General features: G+C 56.2%; 1 pseudogene. It reads left to right on the forward strand.

What is annotated here, in order from left to right:
• A pseudogene (locus ACW5W8_RS24030) lies at window positions 1–304 on the forward strand (hypothetical protein); the annotation flags it as partial.

Consider the following 304-nt stretch of genomic DNA (forward strand, 5'->3'; position numbering starts at 1 on the left):
CTACAACCAGACCAAGGTGTTTACCCGCTCAACGCAATTCATTGCCTCAACGCAATACAAGATATGGATAGAGCTGCAACCGGGAGACCGCCTGGCCAGGATAGGGACTGAGTTTGTCCCGCTCCAGGTCGAGTTTACCTATGTGCTGTTCACCACCCCGATGACCATTACCGTGGCCAACCAGGAGACCCGCGCCCAGTTCCTGCCGCAAATTGTGGCGTGGCAAGGGAAACCGCCGTTTTATCCTGGCCCGTTGAGTATCCAGCAGATGAGCCAGCGAGTGATCTGCAAGGGGCGGGATTAC

Source organism: Aeromonas aquatilis (genome assembly GCF_054052405.1).